The sequence below is a fragment of the Nocardia vaccinii NBRC 15922 genome (assembly GCF_001613305.1).
In the GTDB taxonomy this organism is placed as follows: Bacteria; Actinomycetota; Actinomycetes; order Mycobacteriales; family Mycobacteriaceae; genus Nocardia; species Nocardia vaccinii.
This window is the reverse complement of record NZ_BDCC01000080.1, coordinates 1-20,657: the sequence shown is the minus strand read 5'-3', so window position 1 is coordinate 20,657 and position 20,657 is coordinate 1. Positions and strand designations below refer to the sequence as shown.

10 protein-coding genes are annotated in these 20,657 nt (G+C 68.5%); 2 read left to right on the top strand and 8 right to left on the bottom strand.

Annotated features, from left to right (window positions below; all coding sequences use genetic code 11):
- Positions 1-61: 61 nt before the first annotated feature.
- The 5 genes from NV1_RS38305 to NV1_RS38285 all read right to left on the bottom strand — a co-directional run bounded on the left by NV1_RS38305 (position 62) and on the right by NV1_RS38285 (position 16,546).
- A complete protein-coding gene (locus NV1_RS38305; RefSeq protein ID WP_067903372.1) occupies positions 62-1,042 on the bottom strand; it encodes a daunorubicin/doxorubicin resistance ABC transporter ATP-binding protein DrrA in 981 nt (326 codons plus the stop codon).
- Positions 1,042-14,148 carry a non-ribosomal peptide synthetase gene (locus NV1_RS38300; RefSeq protein ID WP_067903435.1) on the bottom strand — a complete coding sequence of 4,369 codons (13,107 nt, stop codon included), beginning with the start codon at positions 14,146-14,148 and terminating at the stop codon, positions 1,042-1,044. The genes NV1_RS38305 and NV1_RS38300 overlap by 1 nt, the downstream gene beginning before the upstream one ends.
- A 176-nt stretch (positions 14,149-14,324) precedes the next feature.
- Positions 14,325-14,780 carry an AMP-binding protein gene (locus NV1_RS38295; RefSeq protein ID WP_067903369.1) on the bottom strand — a complete coding sequence of 152 codons (456 nt, stop codon included), beginning with the start codon at positions 14,778-14,780 and terminating at the stop codon, positions 14,325-14,327.
- A gap of 118 nt (positions 14,781-14,898) precedes the next feature.
- Entirely contained in the window at positions 14,899-15,462 is a 564-nt protein-coding gene (locus NV1_RS38290) for a TetR/AcrR family transcriptional regulator (protein WP_157117648.1), read from the bottom strand.
- A gap of 16 nt (positions 15,463-15,478) precedes the next feature.
- Positions 15,479-16,546 (bottom strand): magnesium and cobalt transport protein CorA, encoded by a 1,068-nt coding sequence (locus tag NV1_RS38285; RefSeq protein WP_157117652.1) that lies wholly within the window; start codon positions 16,544-16,546, stop codon positions 15,479-15,481.
- A gap of 130 nt (positions 16,547-16,676) precedes the next feature.
- Between NV1_RS38285 and NV1_RS38280 the strand changes: the two genes are divergently transcribed.
- Positions 16,677-17,309 carry a VOC family protein gene (locus NV1_RS38280; RefSeq protein ID WP_067903360.1) on the top strand — a complete coding sequence of 211 codons (633 nt, stop codon included), beginning with the start codon at positions 16,677-16,679 and terminating at the stop codon, positions 17,307-17,309.
- Between the two features lie 40 nt (positions 17,310-17,349).
- Here NV1_RS38280 and NV1_RS38275 read toward each other — a convergent pair whose 3' ends face one another.
- The 3 genes from NV1_RS38275 to NV1_RS38265 form a co-directional block, all read right to left on the bottom strand.
- The gene (locus NV1_RS38275; RefSeq protein WP_067903357.1) at positions 17,350-18,660 is read right to left on the bottom strand and encodes a DUF3089 domain-containing protein; all 1,311 of its coding nucleotides are present in this window, start codon (positions 18,658-18,660) and stop codon (positions 17,350-17,352) included.
- Positions 18,661-19,007: 347 nt separating this feature from the next.
- Positions 19,008-19,208, bottom strand: coding sequence for a DUF397 domain-containing protein (locus tag NV1_RS38270; protein WP_067903354.1), 201 nt, complete (start codon positions 19,206-19,208; stop codon positions 19,008-19,010).
- Entirely contained in the window at positions 19,205-20,008 is an 804-nt protein-coding gene (locus NV1_RS38265; RefSeq protein WP_169813517.1) for a helix-turn-helix domain-containing protein, read from the bottom strand. The genes NV1_RS38270 and NV1_RS38265 overlap by 4 nt, the downstream gene beginning before the upstream one ends.
- A 308-nt stretch (positions 20,009-20,316) precedes the next feature.
- Here NV1_RS38265 and NV1_RS38260 point away from each other — a divergent pair, with 308 nt between their 5' ends.
- Positions 20,317-20,634: a hypothetical protein gene (locus NV1_RS38260; RefSeq protein WP_067903348.1), complete on the top strand. Its 318-nt coding sequence runs from the start codon at positions 20,317-20,319 to the stop codon at positions 20,632-20,634.
- Positions 20,635-20,657: the final 23 nt, after the last annotated feature.

Here is a 20,657-nt window from a genome sequence, read left to right as displayed (position 1 = left end):
GTCACCTCGGCGCGCTCGGGCTCCGTGGCGATCGCCGTGCGGACGATGGCTCGCGGCCCGGTCATACGGTCACCTCCGCGGGCTCGGCCGCAACCTCGGTGGCAGGGTGGCCGGTGAGCTGCAGGAATACCTCGTCGAGCGAAGGTCTGCGCAGGGCGATGTCGACCACGTCGAGTCCGGTGGCATCGATCCGGCGAAGGACCTCGGCGAGGGTGCGATGTCCGTCGGGGGCGGGAATGGCGATCCGGTCCGATTCGACCGGGAGGCGGAACTCCGGCGGCAGCAGCCCGGACAGCGCGTCGGTGAGGGCGGGCAGATCCGCCGCCTGGACGGGCACCACTTCGCAATAACTGCCTCCGGTACGGGATTTGAGTTCGTCGGCGGTGCCCTGGGCGATCACCACGCCGTGATCGATGACGATGATCCGATCGCTGAGCGCGTCGGCCTCCTCGAGGTACTGCGTGGTGAGCAGGGTCGTGATGCCCGCATTCTTGAAGTCCGACACCAGATCCCACACACTCTGGCGGCTGCGTGGGTCCAGGCCGGTGGTGGGCTCGTCGAGGAACACCACCTCGGGCCGCACGACCAGTCCGCAGGCGATATCGATCCGCCGCCGCATACCGCCGGAATAGGTGCCCACCTTGCGTCCCGCCGCGGCGGTGAGGTCGAATTCGCCGATCAGCTCCTGCGCGCGGGCACGGGCGGCGCGTTTGCGCAGGCCCATCAGCCTGCCGAACATCACCAGATTCTCGAAACCGCTGAGCATATCGTCCAAGGCGGCGTACTGCCCGGTCAGCATGATGGATCGCCGCACCGCGGTGGGATCGGCGACCACGTCGTGTCCGGCGACCCGGGCGCGTCCGCGGTCCGGCGCGATCAGCGTGGACAGCACGTTGACGGTCGTGGTCTTACCCGCGCCGTTCGGCCCGAGGATGCCGAGCACTTCGCCCGGTTCCGCGGTGAAACTGATGCCGCGCAACGCGGTCACCTCGCCGAAGGATTTCTCGATGCCCTCGACCAGGACTCCGTGTCCGGAATTCATCAGTGGCCTCCAAGATGTTCGTCGAGCACGCGTGCGATGATCGGCAGCACGTGCGGTGCGGTCATGTCGTCGTGTGCGGCATCGACCTCGTGAGTGGTGATCTCGCCGGTCACGTACGGCCGCCAGCCGTCGGGGCCGAAGATCTCGGATGTGCCGGCGGTCGCGCTGAAATACACGATGTCGCCGTGGAATACGGGCCGCCGATAGCCGGACCTGGTGCGTGCGGCGGCGTTGTAGGAGGCGGCCATGCGTTCGAGAGTGGCCGCGTCCACGAGTTCGACGCCGCCGAGCCGGTCACGGATCAGATCCGCCGCATCCTGTGCGGTGGCCGAGGCGGGGACGTTCTCGATGCCGAACACCGAGCCGAATTCGTGCACGAACGCGCCCGCGTCGAGCCGTTCGATACTGTCGCCGTCGATGTCCGCGGAGTCGGCGTCCAGCAGGGCCACCACACCGACCGGGTCGCCGTCGCGTTCCAACCGGGCCGCGATCGCATGGGCGATGAGCCCGCCGAACGACCAGCCCAGCAGGTGATACGGCCCGTGCGGCTGGAGCGCGCGGATCTCCCGGACGTAGCGTTCGGCGAACTCCTCGATCGAGCGCGGCGACGGTTCACGCCCACCGAGGTCCGGAGCCTGCAGTCCGTAGATCGGACGATCCGGAGCCAGTGATTCCGCGAAACCGAGGTAGGTCCAGGAGATTCCGGAGGAGGGATGGATGCAGAACAGCGCCGGCTTCGCGCCGCCGAGCCGGATGGGCAGCACCACATCGAGTCCGAGACCGCCGGACGGACCGGGCTCGGTCCTCGGCGCGTACTGCGCCGCGATGGCCCGGGCATCCGGTGATTCGGCGAAATGCGCTGCCGCGGTGAGCATATCGATCCACAGATCGGCCAGCTCGGCGACCGCGTCGTCGTGCAGCAGCGTTCCGGGGAAGCTGAAACTCGCCCGGAGGCGATCCCCGGCGACCATCGCGTTCACGTCGACGGCGGATTGCACCGGCACATCGGGGTATTCGGCGGCATGCATCTCGCCGAGGTCGTCGGCGGGCAGCCAGCCCAGTCCTTCCAGGCCCGCGGGGATGTCACCGGTTGCGAAACGGCCGAGATAGTTGAAGCTCACCCGGGCCGGCAGCCGCCGCGGCAGTTGTGCCGCGGTGCCGGGGTTGAGGTAACGCAGCAGGCCGAAGCCGATTCCGTTGTCGGGCACGGCGAGCAGCTGCTCGCGGACCGTCGCGATGGCCGCGCCCATGGCCGGTCCCGCCGCCAGGGCCTCGGCCGGATCGATGCCGTCCAGGTCGAGCCGCACCGGATAAAGACTGGTGAACCAGCCGATCGTGCGCGAAAGATCCGCTCCCGGAACCACTTCCTGCTGGCGGCCGTGGCCCTCGAGCCGAAGCAGTACGTCGTGATCCGCCGTATCGCGCCACCGCCGCAGGGCCAGCGCGAGGGTGGCGACCAGGGCGTCCTGCACGCCGCCGCCGAACAGGCTGGGCAGCCTGGTCAGCAAGGCTTCGGTGACCGCCGCATCGGCCTCCCGGTCGATGCTGCGCAGGGTGTGCGCGCGATCCACGGCCGGGTCCAGCTCGCGCGATCCGATGAGCGGATCGGGTCCTTCGACAACGTTCTGCCAGTAGCCGAGCTCGGCGATGCGGGCGGGTGCGTGGGCCTGATCGTGCAACGCGGTGGCCCACCGGCGCATGGAGGTGCCGGTCTCGGCCAGAACCGGAGTGACCCCGGTGCGGACCTGAGCCCAGGCGGCCATCAGATCCGGCACCAGGATGCGCCAGGAGACGCCGTCGATCACCAGATGGTGCGCGAGGATCATCAGCCGTCCCGGTTTGGTCCGGGAACCCGCGTCGCCGACCGGGTCGAGCCAGATGAACTGCAGCACGACACCATTCGCTGGATCGAGTCGGTTCGCCGCCGAATCCAGTTCGCTCGCCGCGTATTCCCGGAGCTCGACCGGGTCCTCGGTATCGCATTCGATCCGGTGGACGAGGGCGCCCACCTCGATCGAACCCGGCTCGGCCACCATCAGGTGCGGGTGCGCGTCATGGGCGACGAGCCGGGCGCGCAGCATATCGTGCCGGTCGACCACCGCGGACAGGGTCGCGACGAGCTGATCGCGTTCGATGCCCAGCGGCAGTTCCAGCACCGCGGTCTGCGCAAAACGTCCGTAGTCGCCGCCTCTTTCGAGCATGTAGTGCACGATCGGGGTGAGCGGGACCTGCCCGACGCCGCCGCCGGGCAACTCGTCGAGGGTGAGGGTTTCCTCCTCCGCGTCGGCCGCCGCGGCCAGTGCCGCGATCGTGCGATGTTCGAACACCTGCAACGGTGTGCAGCTCACTCCCAGCTGTCTGGCCCGCGAAACGAGCTGGATCGCCATGATGCTGTCACCGCCGAGCGCGAAGAACGAATCGTCGGTGCCCACCTGCTCGAGGCCGAGCAACTCGCCGACCACCTCGGCGAGGACATGCTCGGTCGGTGTCGTCGGCGCCCGGTACTCGGTGCGCTCGGCCACGAACCGCGGTTCGGGCAGTGCCCGGCGATCGAGCTTGCCGACCGCGTTGAGGGGCACGGTGTCCAGGACCGTGAACGCCGTGGGCACCATGTAGCCCGGCAGGGCTTGCGAGGCCGCCGAGCGTACCCGTGCGATATCGAGTTCGACGCCGGGTTCGGGAACCAGGTAGGCCGCGAGCGCGGTCGCGCCGGTGGGTCCGGGGACGCCGAGCGTCACCGCGAAGTCGACGCCGTCGATGCGGTTCAGGGCCGCATCGATTTCGCCCAGCTCGATCCGCTGACCGCGCACCTTGACCTGGAAATCGGTGCGGCCCAGATATTCCAGCCGCGATTGCGCGCCCGTGCCGGTCCAGCGCACGAGATCGCCCGTGCGGTACATCCTTTCACCGGACGCGCCGAACGGATTCGCGACGAAGCGTGCGGCGGTCAGGCCCGTCCGGGCGTGATAGCCGCGGGCCAGGGCGGGGCCGGCGAGATACAGCTCGCCCCCGACACCGGCCGGGACGGGATGCAGCCGATCGTCCAGTACCAGCACCGACGCGCCGCGCACCGGCGTGCCGATGGCGACCGGCTCCGCGGTCGACAGCGGCGAACTCGTTGCCCAGATGGTGAATTCGGCCGGGCCGTACATATTGATCAGGGTGCGGTCGCCCGCCCAGCGCTGAACCAGCTCGGAGCCCATCGCCTCACCGGCGACGGCCAGCACCCGGACATCGGATACGTCGTGCGGATCCATGGTGGCCAGCGCCGAGGGGGTGATCACCACATGGGTCACCGCCTCGGCCTCGATCAGCGCGGCCAGCTCGGCGCCGCCGAAGACCTCCGGAGGCGAGATCACCAGTGCGCCTCCGGATCCGAAGGCCATCAGCGCCTCGAACACCGCCGCGTCGAAACTCGGCGAGGCCACCTGCAATATCCGCGAGTTCTCCCGGACGTCGAGCCGGTCGGCCTGGGTGGCAATCACATCGGCGATGCCGCGATGGGTCACCGAAACGCCCTTCGGCAGACCCGTGGAGCCCGAGGTGTAGATCAGCCATGCCGGAGAGTCCGGGTGAATCCGATCGCTCCGCGGTGTGATTCGCGGAGCGGTGGTGTGTTCGGCCGCGTCCAGGACGATCCAGTCCGTGCTGTCGGGCAGTTGCGGGCGATAGGCCGCCAGGGTGACTCCGACGCGCGCATCGGAATCGGCGAGCATGTGATCGATGCGTTCGACGGGATGCCGGGGATCCACCGGCAGGAAGGCCGCGCCGACCCGCGCCGCCGCCCAGACCGCGACGAACAGTTCCGCGGAACGCGGCATGCCCAGCGCCACCACGGTTTCCGGCCCCGCTCCGCCCAGCAGCGCGGCCAGCCGATCGGCCTGCTCGTCCAGTTCGCGATAGGTGATCGTTCGCCCGTTCGCGACGAGAGCCGGGTGATCCGGGAATCGGGCGACCGTCTGCGCAAACAGCGCCGAAAGGGTTGTCGTGCCGACAGATTCGGCCCCGCGCATCGGGGCGAGCGCGGTCCGTTCCGGGGCGTCGAGGATTTCGATGTCCCCGAGCGGTGTCCGCGGCCGGGCGAGCACCGTATCGAGGATCCGCAGCCAGCGGGTCACCAGGGTGCGCGCGGTCGTCTCGTCGAACAGGTCGGTGGCGTAGGTCAGCACGCCGTCCAGTCCGGCCGGTCGGTTGTCCGAGAAGTGCTCGCGCAGATCGAAGGTCAGGTCGAACTGCGCGGAGTCGCGGTCCACTTCCTCGATTTCGACGCGCAGGCCCGGCAGTTCCAGGAGCGGCGCCACGTAGTTCTGCAGGCTCAGTGAGACCTGGAACAGCGGGTGGTACGCGGTCGAGCGGCTCGGGTCCAGCACCTGCACCAGACGCTCGAACGGCACGTCGGCGTGGGCGAAGGCGTCCAGATCCGTCGAGCGGACGGCGTCGAGGAATGCGGCGAAACCGGTGGACGGGTCGACCCGGGTGCGCAGCGCGAGGGTGTTCACGAACATGCCGACCAGCGCATCCAGGTTCCGGTCGCCGCGTCCGGCCACCGGCGTGCCGATGACCACGTCACCGGTGCCCCCGAGGCGCGCGGTGAGTACCGCGAGTGCGGCGTGCACGACCATGAAGGGCGTCACCGCATGTTCGGCGGCGAAATCGACCAGCGCACAGTGCTTTTCGATGTCCACGGTGAAAGCGACATCGGCGCTGCGCATCGACTGTACGGCCGGGCGCGGGCGGTCGGCGGGCAGTTCCAGCACCTCCGGCACGCCGGTGAGGGTTTCCTTCCAGAATTGGATCTGTTGTGCGGCCGTGGATTCCGGATCCGACTCGTGGCCGAGCAGGTCGCGGTGCCACATCGCGAAATCGGCGTATTGAATCGACAGTGGCGCGGGAACCGTACCGGCGCCCGTGGAATTCCGAACGTAGGCGGTGATCAGGTCCGCGGCCAGCGGGGCCATCGACGCGCCGTCGGCGCTGATGTGGTGCACGACCAGTACGACGACGTGGATCGGAGCCCGGTCCAGGGCGGGAAGGGCGAAAACGCCCACGCGCAGCGGCAGCTCTTCGGTGAGATCGAAACCCGCACCGCTGAGTTCGGCGATCCGCGCCCGCAGCGGTGCGCCGTCCTCGGTGCTGACCACCGTGATCTCCGGGGTGCCCGCTGCCGCGTCGATGACGACCTGACGCGCACCGTCGCCATCGGCGGGATACACCGTGCGCAGGGTCTCGTGCCGGGCGACCAGTTCGGCGAGTGCTCCGCCCAGTGCCATGAGATCCAGTGCGCCGGTCAGCCGGAGGGCGACCGCGATGTTGTAGGCGGATGCGCTCGGATCCATCCGGTTGAGCACCCACATGCGCTGTTGCGCGGGGGACAACGGAATGCGGTCCGGGCGGATCCGCGCCACCAGGGCCGGGCGGCCGGATGCCTCGGCACCGGGGAGGACCCGCGCGGCCAGCTGCGCGACGGTCGGCGCATCGAACAGATCCCGCAGTGCGACAGTGGATCCCAGCGCCGAATTGATACGGGAGATCACCTTGGTCGCGCTCAGGGAGTTGCCGCCCAGCTCGAAGAAGGACTGATCGACGCCGACCCGTTCGACGCCCAGCACCTCGGCGAACACCCGGGCGAGGCTGTCCTCCTTCGGGGTTCGCGGCGCGAGGTAGGGCCGGTTCGTCTCGGAGAAATCGGGGATCGGCAAGGCGGCGCGATCCAGTTTGCCGACCGGAGTGAGGGGAATCGACTCCAGCACGACGATATATCCGGGAACCATATATCCGGGAAGTTGTGCGGCGACCCGCTGCCGCACGTCATCGGTGTCCAGCCGCGCCTGCTCGGCGGGCAGCACGTAGGACACCAGCACGGTCGCGCCGGCGGGACCGGCGCGGCCGATCGTCACCGCGTAGTCGATCTGCTCCTCGCGCGAGAGCACCGCGTCGATCTCCCCGAGTTCGATCCGCAGGCCGCGGATCTTGACCTGGAAGTCGCTGCGTCCCAGGTATTCCAGAACCGGCCGATGGTCCGCGTCGAGCACCCAGCGCACCATGTCCCCGGTGCGGTACATGCGGTCGCCGGGCGCGCCGTACGGGTCGGCGACGAAACGTTCGGCGGTCAGCGCGAACCGGTTGAAGTAGCCGCGCGCCAGGGCGGGCCCGGCCAGATAGAGTTCGCCCGGAATCCCGATCGGCACGGGCCGCAGCCAGGTGTCCAGCACCGTGACCGCCGCACCGCGGATCGGCTCGCCGATGGTGATTCGTTCGCCCGCGACGAGTTCCGCGGGTCCGGTCGCCCAGATGCTGAATTCGGTGGGGCCGTACAGATTCACCATCCGGCGGCCCGGTGACCACCGCTCGATCAGTTCGGGTGTGGCCGCCTCACCGGCCACCGACAGCATCCGCAATCGTGGCAGACCGGCCGGTTCCATGGTGGCCAGCGCCGAGGGGGTGATCACCGCATGGGTCACCTGTTCGGCGCGCAGCAGCTGCTCCAGCTGGGCTCCGCCGTAGACCTCCGGCGGCGAGATCACCAGCCGGCCGCCCGCGCCGTGCGCGGTGAGGAGTTCGAAGACCGAGGCGTCGAAGCTGGGGGAGGCCACCTGCAATACCGCCGCCTGAGGTGAGGCATCCAGTGAGTCATGTTGGGAAACAACCAGATTGGCGATACCTCGATGGGTGAGCAGGACGGCCTTGGGCTTGCCGGTGGAACCCGAGGTGTAGATCAGGTAGGCGGTCTGCTCGATGTCGATCGGCCCGCCGCGCTCGGCATCGGTGATGGGCGCGTCCGAAACGGTCATGACGCGCCGGATCGTGCTCAGATCGTCCAGTAGCAGCCAATCGATGGTGCCGGGCAGGGTTTCTCCGGTTTCGGTCACGGTGACGCCGATGGGCGCCTTGGAGTCGGCGAGCATATGCTCGATCCGCTCGACGGGATGACTCGGATCCAGGGGCGCGAAGGCGGCGCCGGTCTTGGCCAGTGCCCACACCGCGACAACGGATTCCAGCGACCGTGTCATCGCCAGCACCACGAAGACCTCACGACCGATGCCGCGCCGCAACAACATTCGCGCGAACCGGTTCGACCAGGCGTCGAGCTCACCATAGGTCATGGTGAATTCGCCCGAGGTGATCGCGACGGCGGACGGATCGATGTTCGCGCCGCCGACGAGGATCTCCGGCATGGTGCGCGGTGGCACCGATTCCGGGCCGCGCACCGGCAGCAGCGCGAGACGTTCGGCCTCGTCGCAGTACTGCACCCGGGAGACCGGCAGGTGCGCGTCCTGCGCGAGCTGGGTCACCAGTCGCACGAAACGTTCGAGCAAGGTGTTCGCCGCCGCTGAATCGAGGTGTCCGTTAAGGAATTTCAGGCTGATGCGCAACGCATCGCCGTCGTCCTCGCGAATCGGCACGATCATCAGATTCAGCGGATACGGCGTCGCGTCGGTGCCCTCGACGTCCAGCACCCGCATGCCGGCGACGTCCAGCGATGCGGTGAGTGCCTCGCGGTCGATCGGATAGGACTCGAAAACGGTGAGCGTGTCGAACAATTCGGCAAGTCCGACCGCCTGGTGGATGGCGGCGAGTCCGATGTGCTGATGGTCCATCAGCCGCGCCTGCTCGGCCTGCACGCGGGCGAGCAGATCGACCACCCGCTCGGCGGGGTCGAGCCGGACTCGCACGGGCACGGTGTTGATGAACAGGCCGATCATTTCCTCCACGCCCGCCAGCTCCGGCGGACGTCCCGACACGGTCGCGCCGAACACCACGTCGGTGCGGCCGGTCAGCATGGCCAGCACCATCGCCCATCCGGCCTGGATCAGCGTGTTGACCGTCGCCCCGGCCTCCCGCGCGGTCTTCTCCAGCGAGATGACGACCTCGCGGGACAGATCGGTGGAAACCATGCCGGTTGTGGGGGATTCGATATCGGCCAGGCTCGGCATGGCTCGCGTCGGACTGTCCACACCGGCGAGGTAGTCGGTCCAGGCCGCGAGGGAGCGCGCGTCATCGGCGGCATCGAGCCAGGCCAGGAATTCCCGGTAGGAATGGGCGGGCGGCAGCGCCGAGGCGTCGCCGCCGGTGACATACAGCATCAGCAGTTCGCGCACCAGCAGCGGGGTCGACCAGCCATCCAGCACGAGATGGTGGTTGGTGAGCACGAGACGGTAGGTTTCGGCATCGATGCGGACGAGGGTGAATCGCAGCAGCGGCGCACGGGTCAGTTCGAACCGGGTGTTCGCGTCCACCGCGACGATGCGGTCCAGCTCCCGCCGGCGCGACCCGGAATCGGTGATCGAGGTGAGATCGACCTCCCGCCAACAAATTCCGGCGCGCGCGGAGACGATCTGACGTGGGCCGTCGTCCGTCTCCACGAATGCGACGCGTAGATTCTCGTGCCGGTCGACCACGGCCTGTGCCGCGGCGCGCAGGCGGTGCGCGTCGACGACGCCGGAGAGGGTGAGCAGCGATTGCACCGTATATCCGTCGGCGGTGTCGGTGTCGTAGACCGCGTGGAACAGCAGTCCGTACTGCAGCGGAGACAGCGGCCAGATGTCGGTGAGCTCGGGATATTCGCGTTCCCAACGGTCGATCTCGCGCTGCCGCACCGGAATCAGGGTGAAGTCCGAGGGCGTGCGCCCGCCCGCGTGCGCGGTGTTCGCGTGCGCGACCAGCGCGCGCAACGCCTCGTGCCACAACCCGGCGAGTTCGTCCAGGTCGTCCGCGCCGAACAGGCGTGAGGCATATGCCCAGGTCACCTCGAGTCCGGCGTCGGTGCGGACCGCGTTGACATCGACCGCCGCGGCCAGCGGGGCGCGTCGGTCCTGAGTGGCCGCGAAACGCCGCGGGACCCAGGGGTTTTCGTCGGTCGTCGTGATCGCCCGGCCCAGATAGTTGAAGCTGATCTGCGGGACGGGGTCCGCCGCCAGGGCAGCGGCGGTTCCGGGGTTCAGATAGCGCAGCATGCCGTAGCCGATGCCCTTGTCCGGCAGAGCACGCAGCTGTTCCTTCACCGTCTTGAGCAGTGTTCCCGCCGCCGCGCCACCGGCGAAGGCGTCGTCCGGATCGATGTCGGACAGATCGATCGCGGCCGGGTACACACTGGTGAACCAGCCCACCGTCCGGGCGATATCCGCGCCGGGCAGCACGGTCTCCTCGCGACCGTGCCCCTCCAGGGTGAACACCGTGCGGGTGCGGCGTCGCCAGCGGCTCACCGCGAGGGCGAGCGCGGCGAGCAGGACATCGTCAGCGCCGCAATGGAATCGATCCGGGACGGTGCCCAGGACGGCATCGGCGAGGCCGGGCTCGAGGACCGTGTGCCGCTGGGCCATGGTCGCCACGACATCCAGCGCGGGATCGAGCCGGTCGGAGTCCGGCAGGTGCGTCGAGATACCTTGCCAGACAGGGAGTTCACCCGCCCGTTGACCCGCCTGTGCGACCTGCCCGTGTGCCCAGCGCCGGAAGGAGGTTCCGACCGGGTCGAGGTTCCCGCCCTGTGCGGCGACGGCCAGATCGGGAAGCAGGATGCGCCAGGACACCCCGTCGACGACCAGATGGTGCAGCACCAGCCAGCACAGCGGCGTGGAGCCGGTCCGCTCGATCAGGGCGAAGCGCGCCACCACACCCGCCTCGGGATCGAGCAGGTCGGCGGCCTCGTCCAGTGCGCGCGAAATCGCCGCCTCGTCCCCGGAACTCGCGTGCAGGACCTGAATCAGGGTTGCGGCATCGACCGAACCCCTCTCTGCTACATGCCATTCCCAGCCGCCGCTGGTCCGGTGAAGTGTCGAACGCAGCATGTCGTGCCGGTCCAGCAGGGCCTGCGCGGCCCCGGCCAGTCGTGCCGGGTCCATATCCCCGGGCAGACCGACGAGTACGGCCTGACCGAACCGCCGCCACGTATCACCCTGTTCGAGCATCGCGTGCACGATCGGGGTGAGCTCGATCGGGCCGACCCCGCCGCCGGGCAGTTCGCGCACACCGGCATCGGTCACATCCGTGGCGATCGCGGCGAGCGCCGCAACGGTCTTGCGCTCGAACACATCCCGTGCGCTGAATCCGAGCCCGGCGGCCTTGGCGCGGGAGACCAACTGGATGGACACGATGCTGTCGCCGCCGAGAGCGAAGAAACTGTCGTCAACACCCACCGCCGGCAGGCCGAGTACATCGGCGAACAGTCCGGCGAGTACCTCCTCACGCGGCGTGGCGGGTGCGCGTCCGGACCCTGTCTCGGAACGGAAGTCCGGGGCCGGCAGTGCCCTTCGGTCCACCTTGCCCAGCGGCGTCAGCGGGACGTGATCGATGACCATGACCACCGCGGGCACCATATGCGCCGGAAGTGACCGTCCCGCTGCGGCTTTCACCTCTGCGGGATGTACCCGGGCGCCGGGGCGCGGCAGTACGTACGATACGAGCACGGTCGCCCCGGAACCGGTTTCCGCACCGAGGGTCAGCGCGAATTCGATCTCGGGCAGACTCAGCAGCGCGGCGTCGATCTCGCCCAGTTCGATACGGAAACCGCGGATCTTGACCTGAAAATCGCTGCGGCCCTGGTATCGCAGCTCGTGGCGACCCTCGTGCACACACCAGCGGACCAGATCGCCGGTGCGGTACATCCGCTCGCCGCAGGCGTAGGGATTCGCCACGAAACGTTCGGCGGTGAGCCCGGTGCGGCGGTGATAGCCGCGCGCCAGACCCGCACCCGCCAGATACAGCTCGCCGGTCGTGCCCGCGGGCACGGGACGCAGCCACGGGTCCAGAACCACCGCCGACACCCCGCGCGTCGGTCCGCCGATGGTGATCGGGCCGCCGGGAACCAGCGCCTCGCTCAGGGTGGTGGTGATGGTGGTCTCGGTCGGTCCGTAGCCGTTCAGGACGGTGCGACCGGACCAGCGCGCCACCAGTTCGGGCGGGCAGGCGTCGCCGCCGACGACCAGTGTGCGCAGCCGTGGCAACTCGGCGGGGTGCAGCGAACCGGCCACCGCCGGGGTGACATCCAGATGGGTGACCCGGTGCGCGAGCAGCACCTGTGTCATCTCCTCGCCCGCGTACGCCGTCGGCGGGACAACGGCCAGCGTCGCACCGCGTGCCAGGGTCACCAGGATCTCCTCGACGGAGATGTCGAAACTGGGTGACACCGCATGCGCGACAACGGCATTCGCGTCGATGCCGAATCGGTCGCCGGAGCCCGCGACGAGGTTCGCCAGCCCGCGGTGGGGAACAAGCACGCCCTTGGGCAACCCGGTCGAGCCGGAGGTGTAGATGATGTACGCGGTGTGGTCCGGGCGCACCGGTCGTGGCCGGTCGCCATCGGTGATCGGCGCGGCCGACCGGGCGGCCGTCTCGACTTCGGTGGCGGGATCGTCCAGGATCAGCCAGTCCACCGTGTCCGGCAACGACTTTCGGGCGGATTCGATCGTGATACCCGCGACGACGCCGCTGTCGCGAACCATGTGCTCGATCCGGTCCGCCGGATAGGTCGGATCGATCGGCACGAATGCCGCGCCGGTCTTGGCCACCGCGACAGTGGCCAGTACCGATTCGGCCGAGCGCGGAATCGAGATCGCGACCGCGCGCTCCGGCCCGGCCCCGGCGTCCAGCAGCATCCGGGCCAGCCGGTTCGTGGACTCCTCGACCCGGGCGTAGCTCAACTCGGTGTCCGCATCGGCCAGGGCAACCGCCTCCGAGTCGATTGCCGCACCGGCGGAGAGGATTTCGGGCAACGTCCGGATCACGGCGTCCCGCTCGCCGCGCACCGGAACCAACTCGGCGCGTTCGCTCTCGGACAGCGTGCTCACCGCCGACAGCGGCGCGTCCGGCCCGGCGGCGAGGAACCGGTGCAGGAAGCCCAGGAAACGCCGGTGCTGGGCAGCCAGTTCGGTATCGCTGTAGAGATTCGCATTGCCCTGGAAGTCGATATGCGTACTCTCGCCGCCGACGCCGGGATACAGATTCAGGAACAGGTCCTCGATGAGCCCCGAGGTCAGCACGTGCAGTCGCCCGGTGACCGGGCCGAGCTGAATCCTGGTGTCCACCATCATCAAATTCACCGTCGGCCCGAACGATGCGGCCTCGTCCATCTTCCGGCCCAGATCGCGGAAGATGTCCTCCTGGCGGTACCGCTGCCTGCGCAGCGCACCGGTGAGTTCGCGCTGTGCCGCGCCGATCAGTTCGCCGACCGTGGCCTGCGGCGCAATCGCCAGACGCAGCGGGACCACATTGGCGATCATGCCGCCCGAGCGGCGCAGGACCGCGGTGGTTCGTGCCGAAACCGGGAGGCTCAGTACGACTTCCGGTGCGCCGGTCATCGCGGCCAGATACGCCCCGAAGGCCGCGACCACGGTCGGCGCGACCCCGGAGGAGGTCGCCTGCGCGACCGAATCCAGCAGTGCCCCGGTATTTTTCGGCAGCGCGCTGGTGACCCGGCTCGGGTGGGCGTCGGCCTCGGCGAGCCGTCCCGCCAGGCTCACCGGATCGGGAATATTGTCGAGATGATCGAGCCAGTACGCCCGATCGGCGGCGAAGCGATGCGAATCACGGTATGCGCGATCGGCCTCCACGACCGCGCGCAGATCCTCGGCCCTCGACGCCGGTGCGGGCCTGCCCTCGAGGGCCGCGTTGTAGAGCTCGCCGGTGCGCTGCACCAGGCTCAGCGCGCCCATGCCGTCCAGCACGATGTGATGGATCCGCGAATACCAGAACCAGCGATCCTGCGCCAGGCGCAGCATCGTGACGTTGACCAGCCGATCGGTGAGCGGGTCCAGCGGTGCGCGGTACTCCGTGCGCATCCACGCCTGCGCGGCTGCCTCCGGATCGGATTCCGCGCGCAGGTCGACGGTGTCCAGCCGGTCGTCGAGGGTGGTGTCGACCAGCTGCAGCGGGCGGCCCTCGACCTCGACCAGCCGGAGGTAGCCGGTGCCGAATTCGCGACCGGCCTGCCGGGCTGCCCGCCCCAGGAGCTCGATGTCCACCTCGCCGATCAGCTCGACGTACTGCGCGATCGATATCGGGACATCACCCGCGATGTGCTGGGCGAACCAGATGCCGCGCTGGGCGGCCGATAGTTCGAAGGTTCCCGGTGGTGTGGCCGGTTCGACGGACGGGGCGGCAATCTGCTGCATGCTGAGTTCCTGGATTCTGCCGTCGGCCGGGTCACGGGATGAATGCCGGGACGCGGCGCGGCGTGTTCGCATCGCGACGAGTCACTCGGGAATCGTTGCGCGGCAAGAGATGTGCGGTGGATGTGGTTCGGTTGCACCTCCCCGGATATTCGGTTGGGGCATCCGAGAGGGCCGGGTCAGGCGGTCCGGCGCAGCACCGGATGATCGGTCGTACCGAGCGGCGCGTCCGAACCGGACAGATAGCGTCGCAGCGTCGTGCGGTCATCGAGGACCAGCCACTCGATTATACTGTCCGTTCGGCGTCGGGACTGCCGGGTGGTGATTCCTCGATGCGTCCCGCACGCGGGCAGTTGGCTGTCGTGCACCGCGATGCCGCCGATCTTGGTCACCGCACGTTCGGCGACGAGTTCCTCGATCGGGGCGTCGATGGCGATCACGATGCGGGTGCCGGGTCCCGCGCCGTCCTGCAGCAGGAGTCGGGCCAGGCGATTGGACCAGCTGTCCAGTTCGCCGACGGTGAGATCGCAGCCGCCCCCGGACCGCACGACAGCGTTCGGATCGACCTCGGGCACGGCCCGCGGCACGGGGACGATGTGCGGGTGGTCGGCGTGCGGTGCGGTCCTGGTCGGCATGGTCGATTCCCCTCTGGGCTGGGACGGAGCGGAGTGCATATCTCCAATCTCCTCGGCCGGACGCCCCGTCGACAGCACCCCTCGTGATGACTCCCGCGCCCTGAGGGTGGGCAGAATTTCACCCCAGGGTGTTCAAACCGTCCAGCACCACGGCCAGCATGCGCCGGGAGCGTTGCTCCCACGCGGCGTCCTGCTGGCTCTGCCACAGAAATCCGACCAGGAGCAGCAGTTCCTCGGCCTCGATGTCCGGGCGCACCCGCCCGGCCGCCCGGCAGGCGCGCAGCAGCCGGTCGATCGCGTCGATCACCGGTTGGTAGTGCTCGTCCGAGAGCGCGGCGCGGGTGGCGGTCTGCAGCACATCGGCGAGGCCGTGCTTGACCCGGCCGAAGTCGGCGAGGCGAACGAGCCAGCGGGACAACGCATCCCACGGTTCGTACTCGGCGAGCAGCGCGTCCGCGGCGTCGACCAGCTCGCCCACGTCCTGCCGGTAGACCGCGAGTACCAGCGCCTCCCGGGTCGGGAAGTGCCGGTACAGCGTGCCCTGCCCGACGCCCGCTCGTTTGGCGATGGCGTGCAGGCTGACATCGCCCGAGGTGGCCAGCGCGTCGCGCGCGACGTCCAGGATGCGGGTGCGGTTGCGTTCGGCGTCCGAGCGCCGCGCGGCCGGGCGGGGTTCGGTCATCGACATCTCCCGCTGCTCACAGCCAGTTGTTGCGCCGGAAGTTGACGAACAATCCGGTGCAGATCAGCAGGATGATCCCGACTACCGCCGGATAGCCCCAGACCCAACGCAATTCGGGCATGTGCTCGAAGTTCATGCCGTAGATTCCGGCGATCATGGTCGGCACGGCCGCGATCGCTGCCCAAGCCGAGATCTTTCGCATATCGGTGTTCTGCTGCACGCCCACCTTCGCCAGCGCGGCGTTGATCAATGCGCTGAGCGATTCGTCGAAGTCGCGGATGCGGTCCACCGCGGCGGTGTGGTGATCGGCCACATCCCGGAAATAACGCCGAATCTCCTTGGGCAGCGGCAGATTCGACTCGTGGCTGAGCAGTTGCAGCGGCAGCGCCAGCGGCGCGACCGCGCGCCGCAACTCGACCACCTCGCGTTTGAGCTGATAGCCGGCCTCGATGGTGACGCGGCTGCGCGGGCTGAAGATCTCCTCCTCCATCTCGTCCACGTCCTCCTCGATCTCCCCGGTCACCACCACATAGGAGTCCACGACGTGATCGGCGACCGCGTGCAGGACGGTACTCGGCCCCAGCGCCAGCCGCTCGGGCCGGTCCTCGAGGTCGTGGCGAACCCCGGCCAGGCCGGTGTGCTCGCCGTGTCGGACCGTGATCACGAAATCGGGTCCGAGGAAGACCATGATCTCGCCGGTCTCCACGATCTCGCTGACCGCGTTGCGCTGGTGCTCGACGTACTTCACCGTGCGCAGGATCAGGATCAGCACGTCGTCGTAGCGTTCGAGTTTGGGGCGGTTGTGCGCCTGCACCGCATCCTCGGCGGCCAGTTCGTGCAGGCCGAAGATGTGCGCCACGTCGGCCATCTGCGCGTCGTCGGGTTCGTGCAGGCCCACCCAGACGAATCCCGAACCCTTCTCCCGCACGTTCTCCAGCGCCGCGGCGTGGGTGAATCGGCCCGGCAGCCGGCGTCCGTCCCGATAGACCGCGCAGTCCACGATGGCCCGCGCCGTCGGCACCGGGATCCGGGGGCGTGCGGCGGGGATGGTCCGTCGGAGACCTCGGAACGGGAACTGCGGCATGCTGGGCACAGGCTGGATGCTAACCCGTAGTGGCCGGTTCCCGGCTGGGCCGGGATCCGGCGCCCGTCCCGCGCGGACCGGTCAGGAATCGAGAAGCTCTGGTCACAGGTCCGCGAATAGCGTCATCGATATGAACATCACCACGAACACAACCGGTATCGAATCCGTCATTCTGACCGCGCCCGATCCCGCGGCGGCCACGGCGTTCTACGATGCCGCCTTCGGCCTCGGCGACCGGCTCCGGGTACGCGTCTCCGACGCGCCGACCAGCGGGTTCCGCGGTTTCACCCTCTCGCTGGTGGTCTCCGGACCGAGCACGGTGGACAGTTACTTCGAGTCCGCGCTCGCGGCCGGTGCGACGACGGTGAAGGCGGCGAAGAAGAGTTTCTGGGGCTACGGCGGGGTTGTGCAGGCTCCGGACGGGACGCTCTGGAAGATCGCCACCTCCGCGAAGAAGGACTCCGGCACAGCCACCCGCACGGTGGACGATTTCGTCGTCCTGCTCGGCGTCGACGACGTGAAGGCGACCAAGCAGTTCTACATCGAGCGCGGTCTGACGGTCGCGAAGGGATTCGGCAGTAAATACGTCGAGTTCGCCGCCCCGGCATCCTCCATCAAGCTGGCCCTCTACGGGCGGCGCGCCGCCGCCAAGGACGCGGGTGTCTCCCCGGAAGGCTCCGGATCGCATCGGGTGGTCCTCGGCGGCGGGCTCGGGACGTTCACCGATCCGGACGGCTTCGAGTGGGAGACGCTCGCCGAGTGAGTCGGCATATCCGAAATGCCGGTACGGCAACAGGATCGGGCTAGACGTGCGGGCCGGTGTGGGTCGCCAGCCATGCCTTGCTCTGGGCCACCGCCAGCGCGTCCAGGTCGTCCTGTGCGAACTGCCAGTCGTCCATGTGCAGCCCCAGGCCGGCTCCGCTGGTCGGGCGGGCGAGTCCGGTGTCGCCGCCGATCTGCAGCCAGTGTGCGGTGCCCTCGGCGTCCATGCCGCCGGTACACCGTGCGGTCAGCGCACCGGGATAACGCGCGAATCCGGTGTCGAACGGCCGCCCGGTCCAGTGCTGGGTCACCGTCGTGGTGGGCAGTTCGGCGGTCACCGGGGTCGTCGCGGACGTCGGTGCGCCGCGGAGCAGGGCCGCGGGGTTGACGCAGGCGACCTGGTGGGTGCGGTCGGTGCGGCCGAACCGGGCGGTCGTGGGCAGCAGCTTCCCGGGCGACTGGCGGTAGGTCGAGAACGCGACCACACAACCGGTCGGCAGCGGCGCGGTCGACCCACTGCGGGTGCAGATCGGCAGGTCGCGGAAGGTGGAGCCGGCATCGTTCGCGCCGCGGTCCCGGCCGATGGGCACGATGGTGTTCGCGCCGAGCAGGATCGCGCTGATCAGGTGTGCGCGCATCCGCTGATTTCCCTCGATGCGCTGCTGAATCAGGGTCTGCAGGACATAGCTGCCCTGGGAGTGGCCCAGTAGCAGCACCCCACGGTGGCGGCCGGTGGTGGGATCGATGTTGTCGTGCGCCCAGTACTGGTCCCAGGCCTGTTCGACGTCCCCGGCCCCGCGTGAGAAGTCCAGGACACCGCTGTTCCGGCCGAACACCTGCGGCATCGGCAATTGCCGATAGTTCGGCACGAACATGCGGCAGTCGCTGATCAGCCGCCCGACCTGCGCAAAGGTCGTATCGATCTCGATATCGGTCGGCTTCGGCGGCTGATTCCCGCTCTGGTCGAGCGGATTCGCCACCGGATCGACGGTCGGGTACACGTAGAAGCAGTCCACCGCCGGACGGCTCGGAGTGGGCAGCTGTTCGACCGTGGCGCCGCCTTCGCGTGCGAGGACCGTGCTGTCCAGATCGGTGCGGGTGTGCGATTGCGGACGCCGGACCGTGAACGTCTGTCCCGGCACCTGCGGAGATCCGAACCGGTCCTGGTTGCAGGGATTGTCGGCCATACCCGGTCGGCACAGCCACACCGGCTGCGCGAGCGGTTCCGCGGTGCTCGTCGCGTCGCAGGCGGCGGTGAGCCCCGCGCCGGCCAGCAGCGCGAATCCGGTAACCATCCCGGCCAGCCGCCGCCACCGCGGAGCGCGCGCGGTGCGTTCGCGATTCGGTGTCATCGGTCCCCCCGAATGCCGGAATCGGACGTGGTCGCGCGACCACGTGGCTCCGCATTCCCGTCCTGGTCCACACGGACAGTATGTTTCCTGGGCCCGGCCTCGTTACGGGCCTGCAATGCGTGTCACATCCCGGGGGGCCTGGAAAGCCGGATCACAACGTGTGCGGGCGTCCGATCGAGCGGGCGTGCGTGGGTGAACCGTCGTGTTCGGCTTGCTGCGCGGTCGCCGTCGGGCGGATGCGGATCATACGTACCGGTTCCGGTGTGAGGTGGCCCACCGTCGTGCATCGGGTTCCGGCGCCCGATGGTGCCCCGGCGCGCCGGGGCGCAGCCCATGGGCGGGGGAACCTACGCCCAGTCGTCGAACTCGCCCGCTTTGATTCCCTTGACCCATGCGGCCATCTCTGCCTGGGTGAACGTGAGTGTCCCGGCCTCACGCGCGTTCGAATTGCGTACCAGCGCACCGCCGTCGGGGGTCACCGCCACCTCGACACAGGTTCCGTTGTCCGAGAAGGTCGATACCCGCCAGGTCAGATCGGTGTTGTTCATCGTCTATTGCTCCATTCCTTTGCCAGGCCAGTGATGAACTTCCGGGATTCACTGGGGGACAGTGCGATTCGGTTCGCGGCATGGTCGTACACACCTTGAAAGTACTGAACCTCCTCGGCGTCGGTGATGAAGCGTCCGCCTCCGTAGCCTTCGATGTGAACCTGCGGCGTACCCCAGGGGTGGGACATGACGCAGAACGCGCCCAGCCGCCGCGCTTCGTACTGCCCGGCCTCGTATCGGGTGATCCGGAGGGTGACGTTCGGCAGCCGGGACAGTTCCACCATGGTCGAAAGTTGTTCCGCCATAACGTCGGGAGTGCCGATCCGTAGGCGCAGCGCCGACTCGGGCTGTACCAGGCTGAGCTGCACCTCGCCGGAGCGGACACGCTTCTGCCGGATCAGCCGGGTCTCGACGGTTCGGGCGATATATGCCGCGGACACGCCGTTGTAGCTGACGTGGCTGACGATGTCCTCGACATACGCGGGCGTCTGCAGCAGCCCGTAAACGCATCGTGGTTCGTAGGAGGCGATCCTGGTCGCGGACTGCTCCATTCCGAGATAGGTGCTCAACCAGGCTGGCATCTCGCCGTCGCCCTGCGGCATACTGGTCAGCATCGCGCTGAGCTCTTGCAGCTCCACCCCCAGGGCCTCGGCGTATGCCCCGCGCTGGTTGGGTTGCGGGGTGGAGTCGCCGCGCTCCCATTTTCCGATGGTGGTGCGGTCCACACCGACCAGTTCGGCAATCTGTTCTTGGTTGAGCCCGACGGCTTTCCGGGCGTCGATGAGTCGTTCGCGTCGCATGAAGGCATCATAGAAACGCCTTGAATGCACCATGGGACATCGGCAACATAGAACAGGCTCCCCGGCCGTTCACGGCCTGTCTCGTCATGCGTGGTCGGGGCGCCCTTCAGCCCAGGGGGCCGCACGAGAGCGAAGGTTGTGATGTACGAATTGCCACAACGGTTTTCAGGTCAGCACAGGTGTCCGCACTTCGCTTCGGGAGCGACGGTGGATCTACTTCCCGCGGAGGTCGTTCGATCGTTCGTCGCCGCCGGTGGAGAGCGGCTGTCCAGACCGGCTGGCGACGACATCGAGGGGTGGGCGGCCCGATGAGCCGTCCGATTGCGATCGGATACCTGCGCCGGGACGTATCGGGCACCCGGCAACCGTGGGACGAGGAACAGATCCGTTCTCTCGCACGGCGATTCGGCTACGACCTGTCGCGAATCGTCGCATTCTCCAACCACACCGACGAACCGCACCGACGCCTCTGCAACGTCGTCGGGCGAATCGGCGCGACCGCGGTCTTCGTCCCGAGCCTCGAGCACTTCGTCACCGCCGAGGAGGTTCCCGCGTCGCTGTTGACGCTGGCCGACATCGTCACGGTCGACACGCGATTCACCTACGCCAGATCCCCGGTGTCCTGAGTGGACGTGTGCCCGCGGCTAGT

Coding starts and splice junctions, on each gene's coding strand:
- NV1_RS38305 (WP_067903372.1), bottom strand. CDS start 1,042: ATGAATTCCGGACACGGAGTCCTGGTCGAGGGCATCGAGAAATCCTTC.
- NV1_RS38300 (WP_067903435.1), bottom strand. CDS start 14,148: ATGCAGCAGATTGCCGCCCCGTCCGTCGAACCGGCCACACCACCGGGA.
- NV1_RS38295 (WP_067903369.1), bottom strand. CDS start 14,780: ATGCCGACCAGGACCGCACCGCACGCCGACCACCCGCACATCGTCCCC.
- NV1_RS38290 (WP_157117648.1), bottom strand. CDS start 15,462: ATGACCGAACCCCGCCCGGCCGCGCGGCGCTCGGACGCCGAACGCAAC.
- NV1_RS38285 (WP_157117652.1), bottom strand. CDS start 16,546: ATGCCGCAGTTCCCGTTCCGAGGTCTCCGACGGACCATCCCCGCCGCA.
- NV1_RS38280 (WP_067903360.1), top strand. CDS start 16,677: ATGAACATCACCACGAACACAACCGGTATCGAATCCGTCATTCTGACC.
- NV1_RS38275 (WP_067903357.1), bottom strand. CDS start 18,660: ATGACACCGAATCGCGAACGCACCGCGCGCGCTCCGCGGTGGCGGCGG.
- NV1_RS38270 (WP_067903354.1), bottom strand. CDS start 19,208: ATGAACAACACCGATCTGACCTGGCGGGTATCGACCTTCTCGGACAAC.
- NV1_RS38265 (WP_169813517.1), bottom strand. CDS start 20,008: ATGCGACGCGAACGACTCATCGACGCCCGGAAAGCCGTCGGGCTCAAC.
- NV1_RS38260 (WP_067903348.1), top strand. CDS start 20,317: ATGAGCCGTCCGATTGCGATCGGATACCTGCGCCGGGACGTATCGGGC.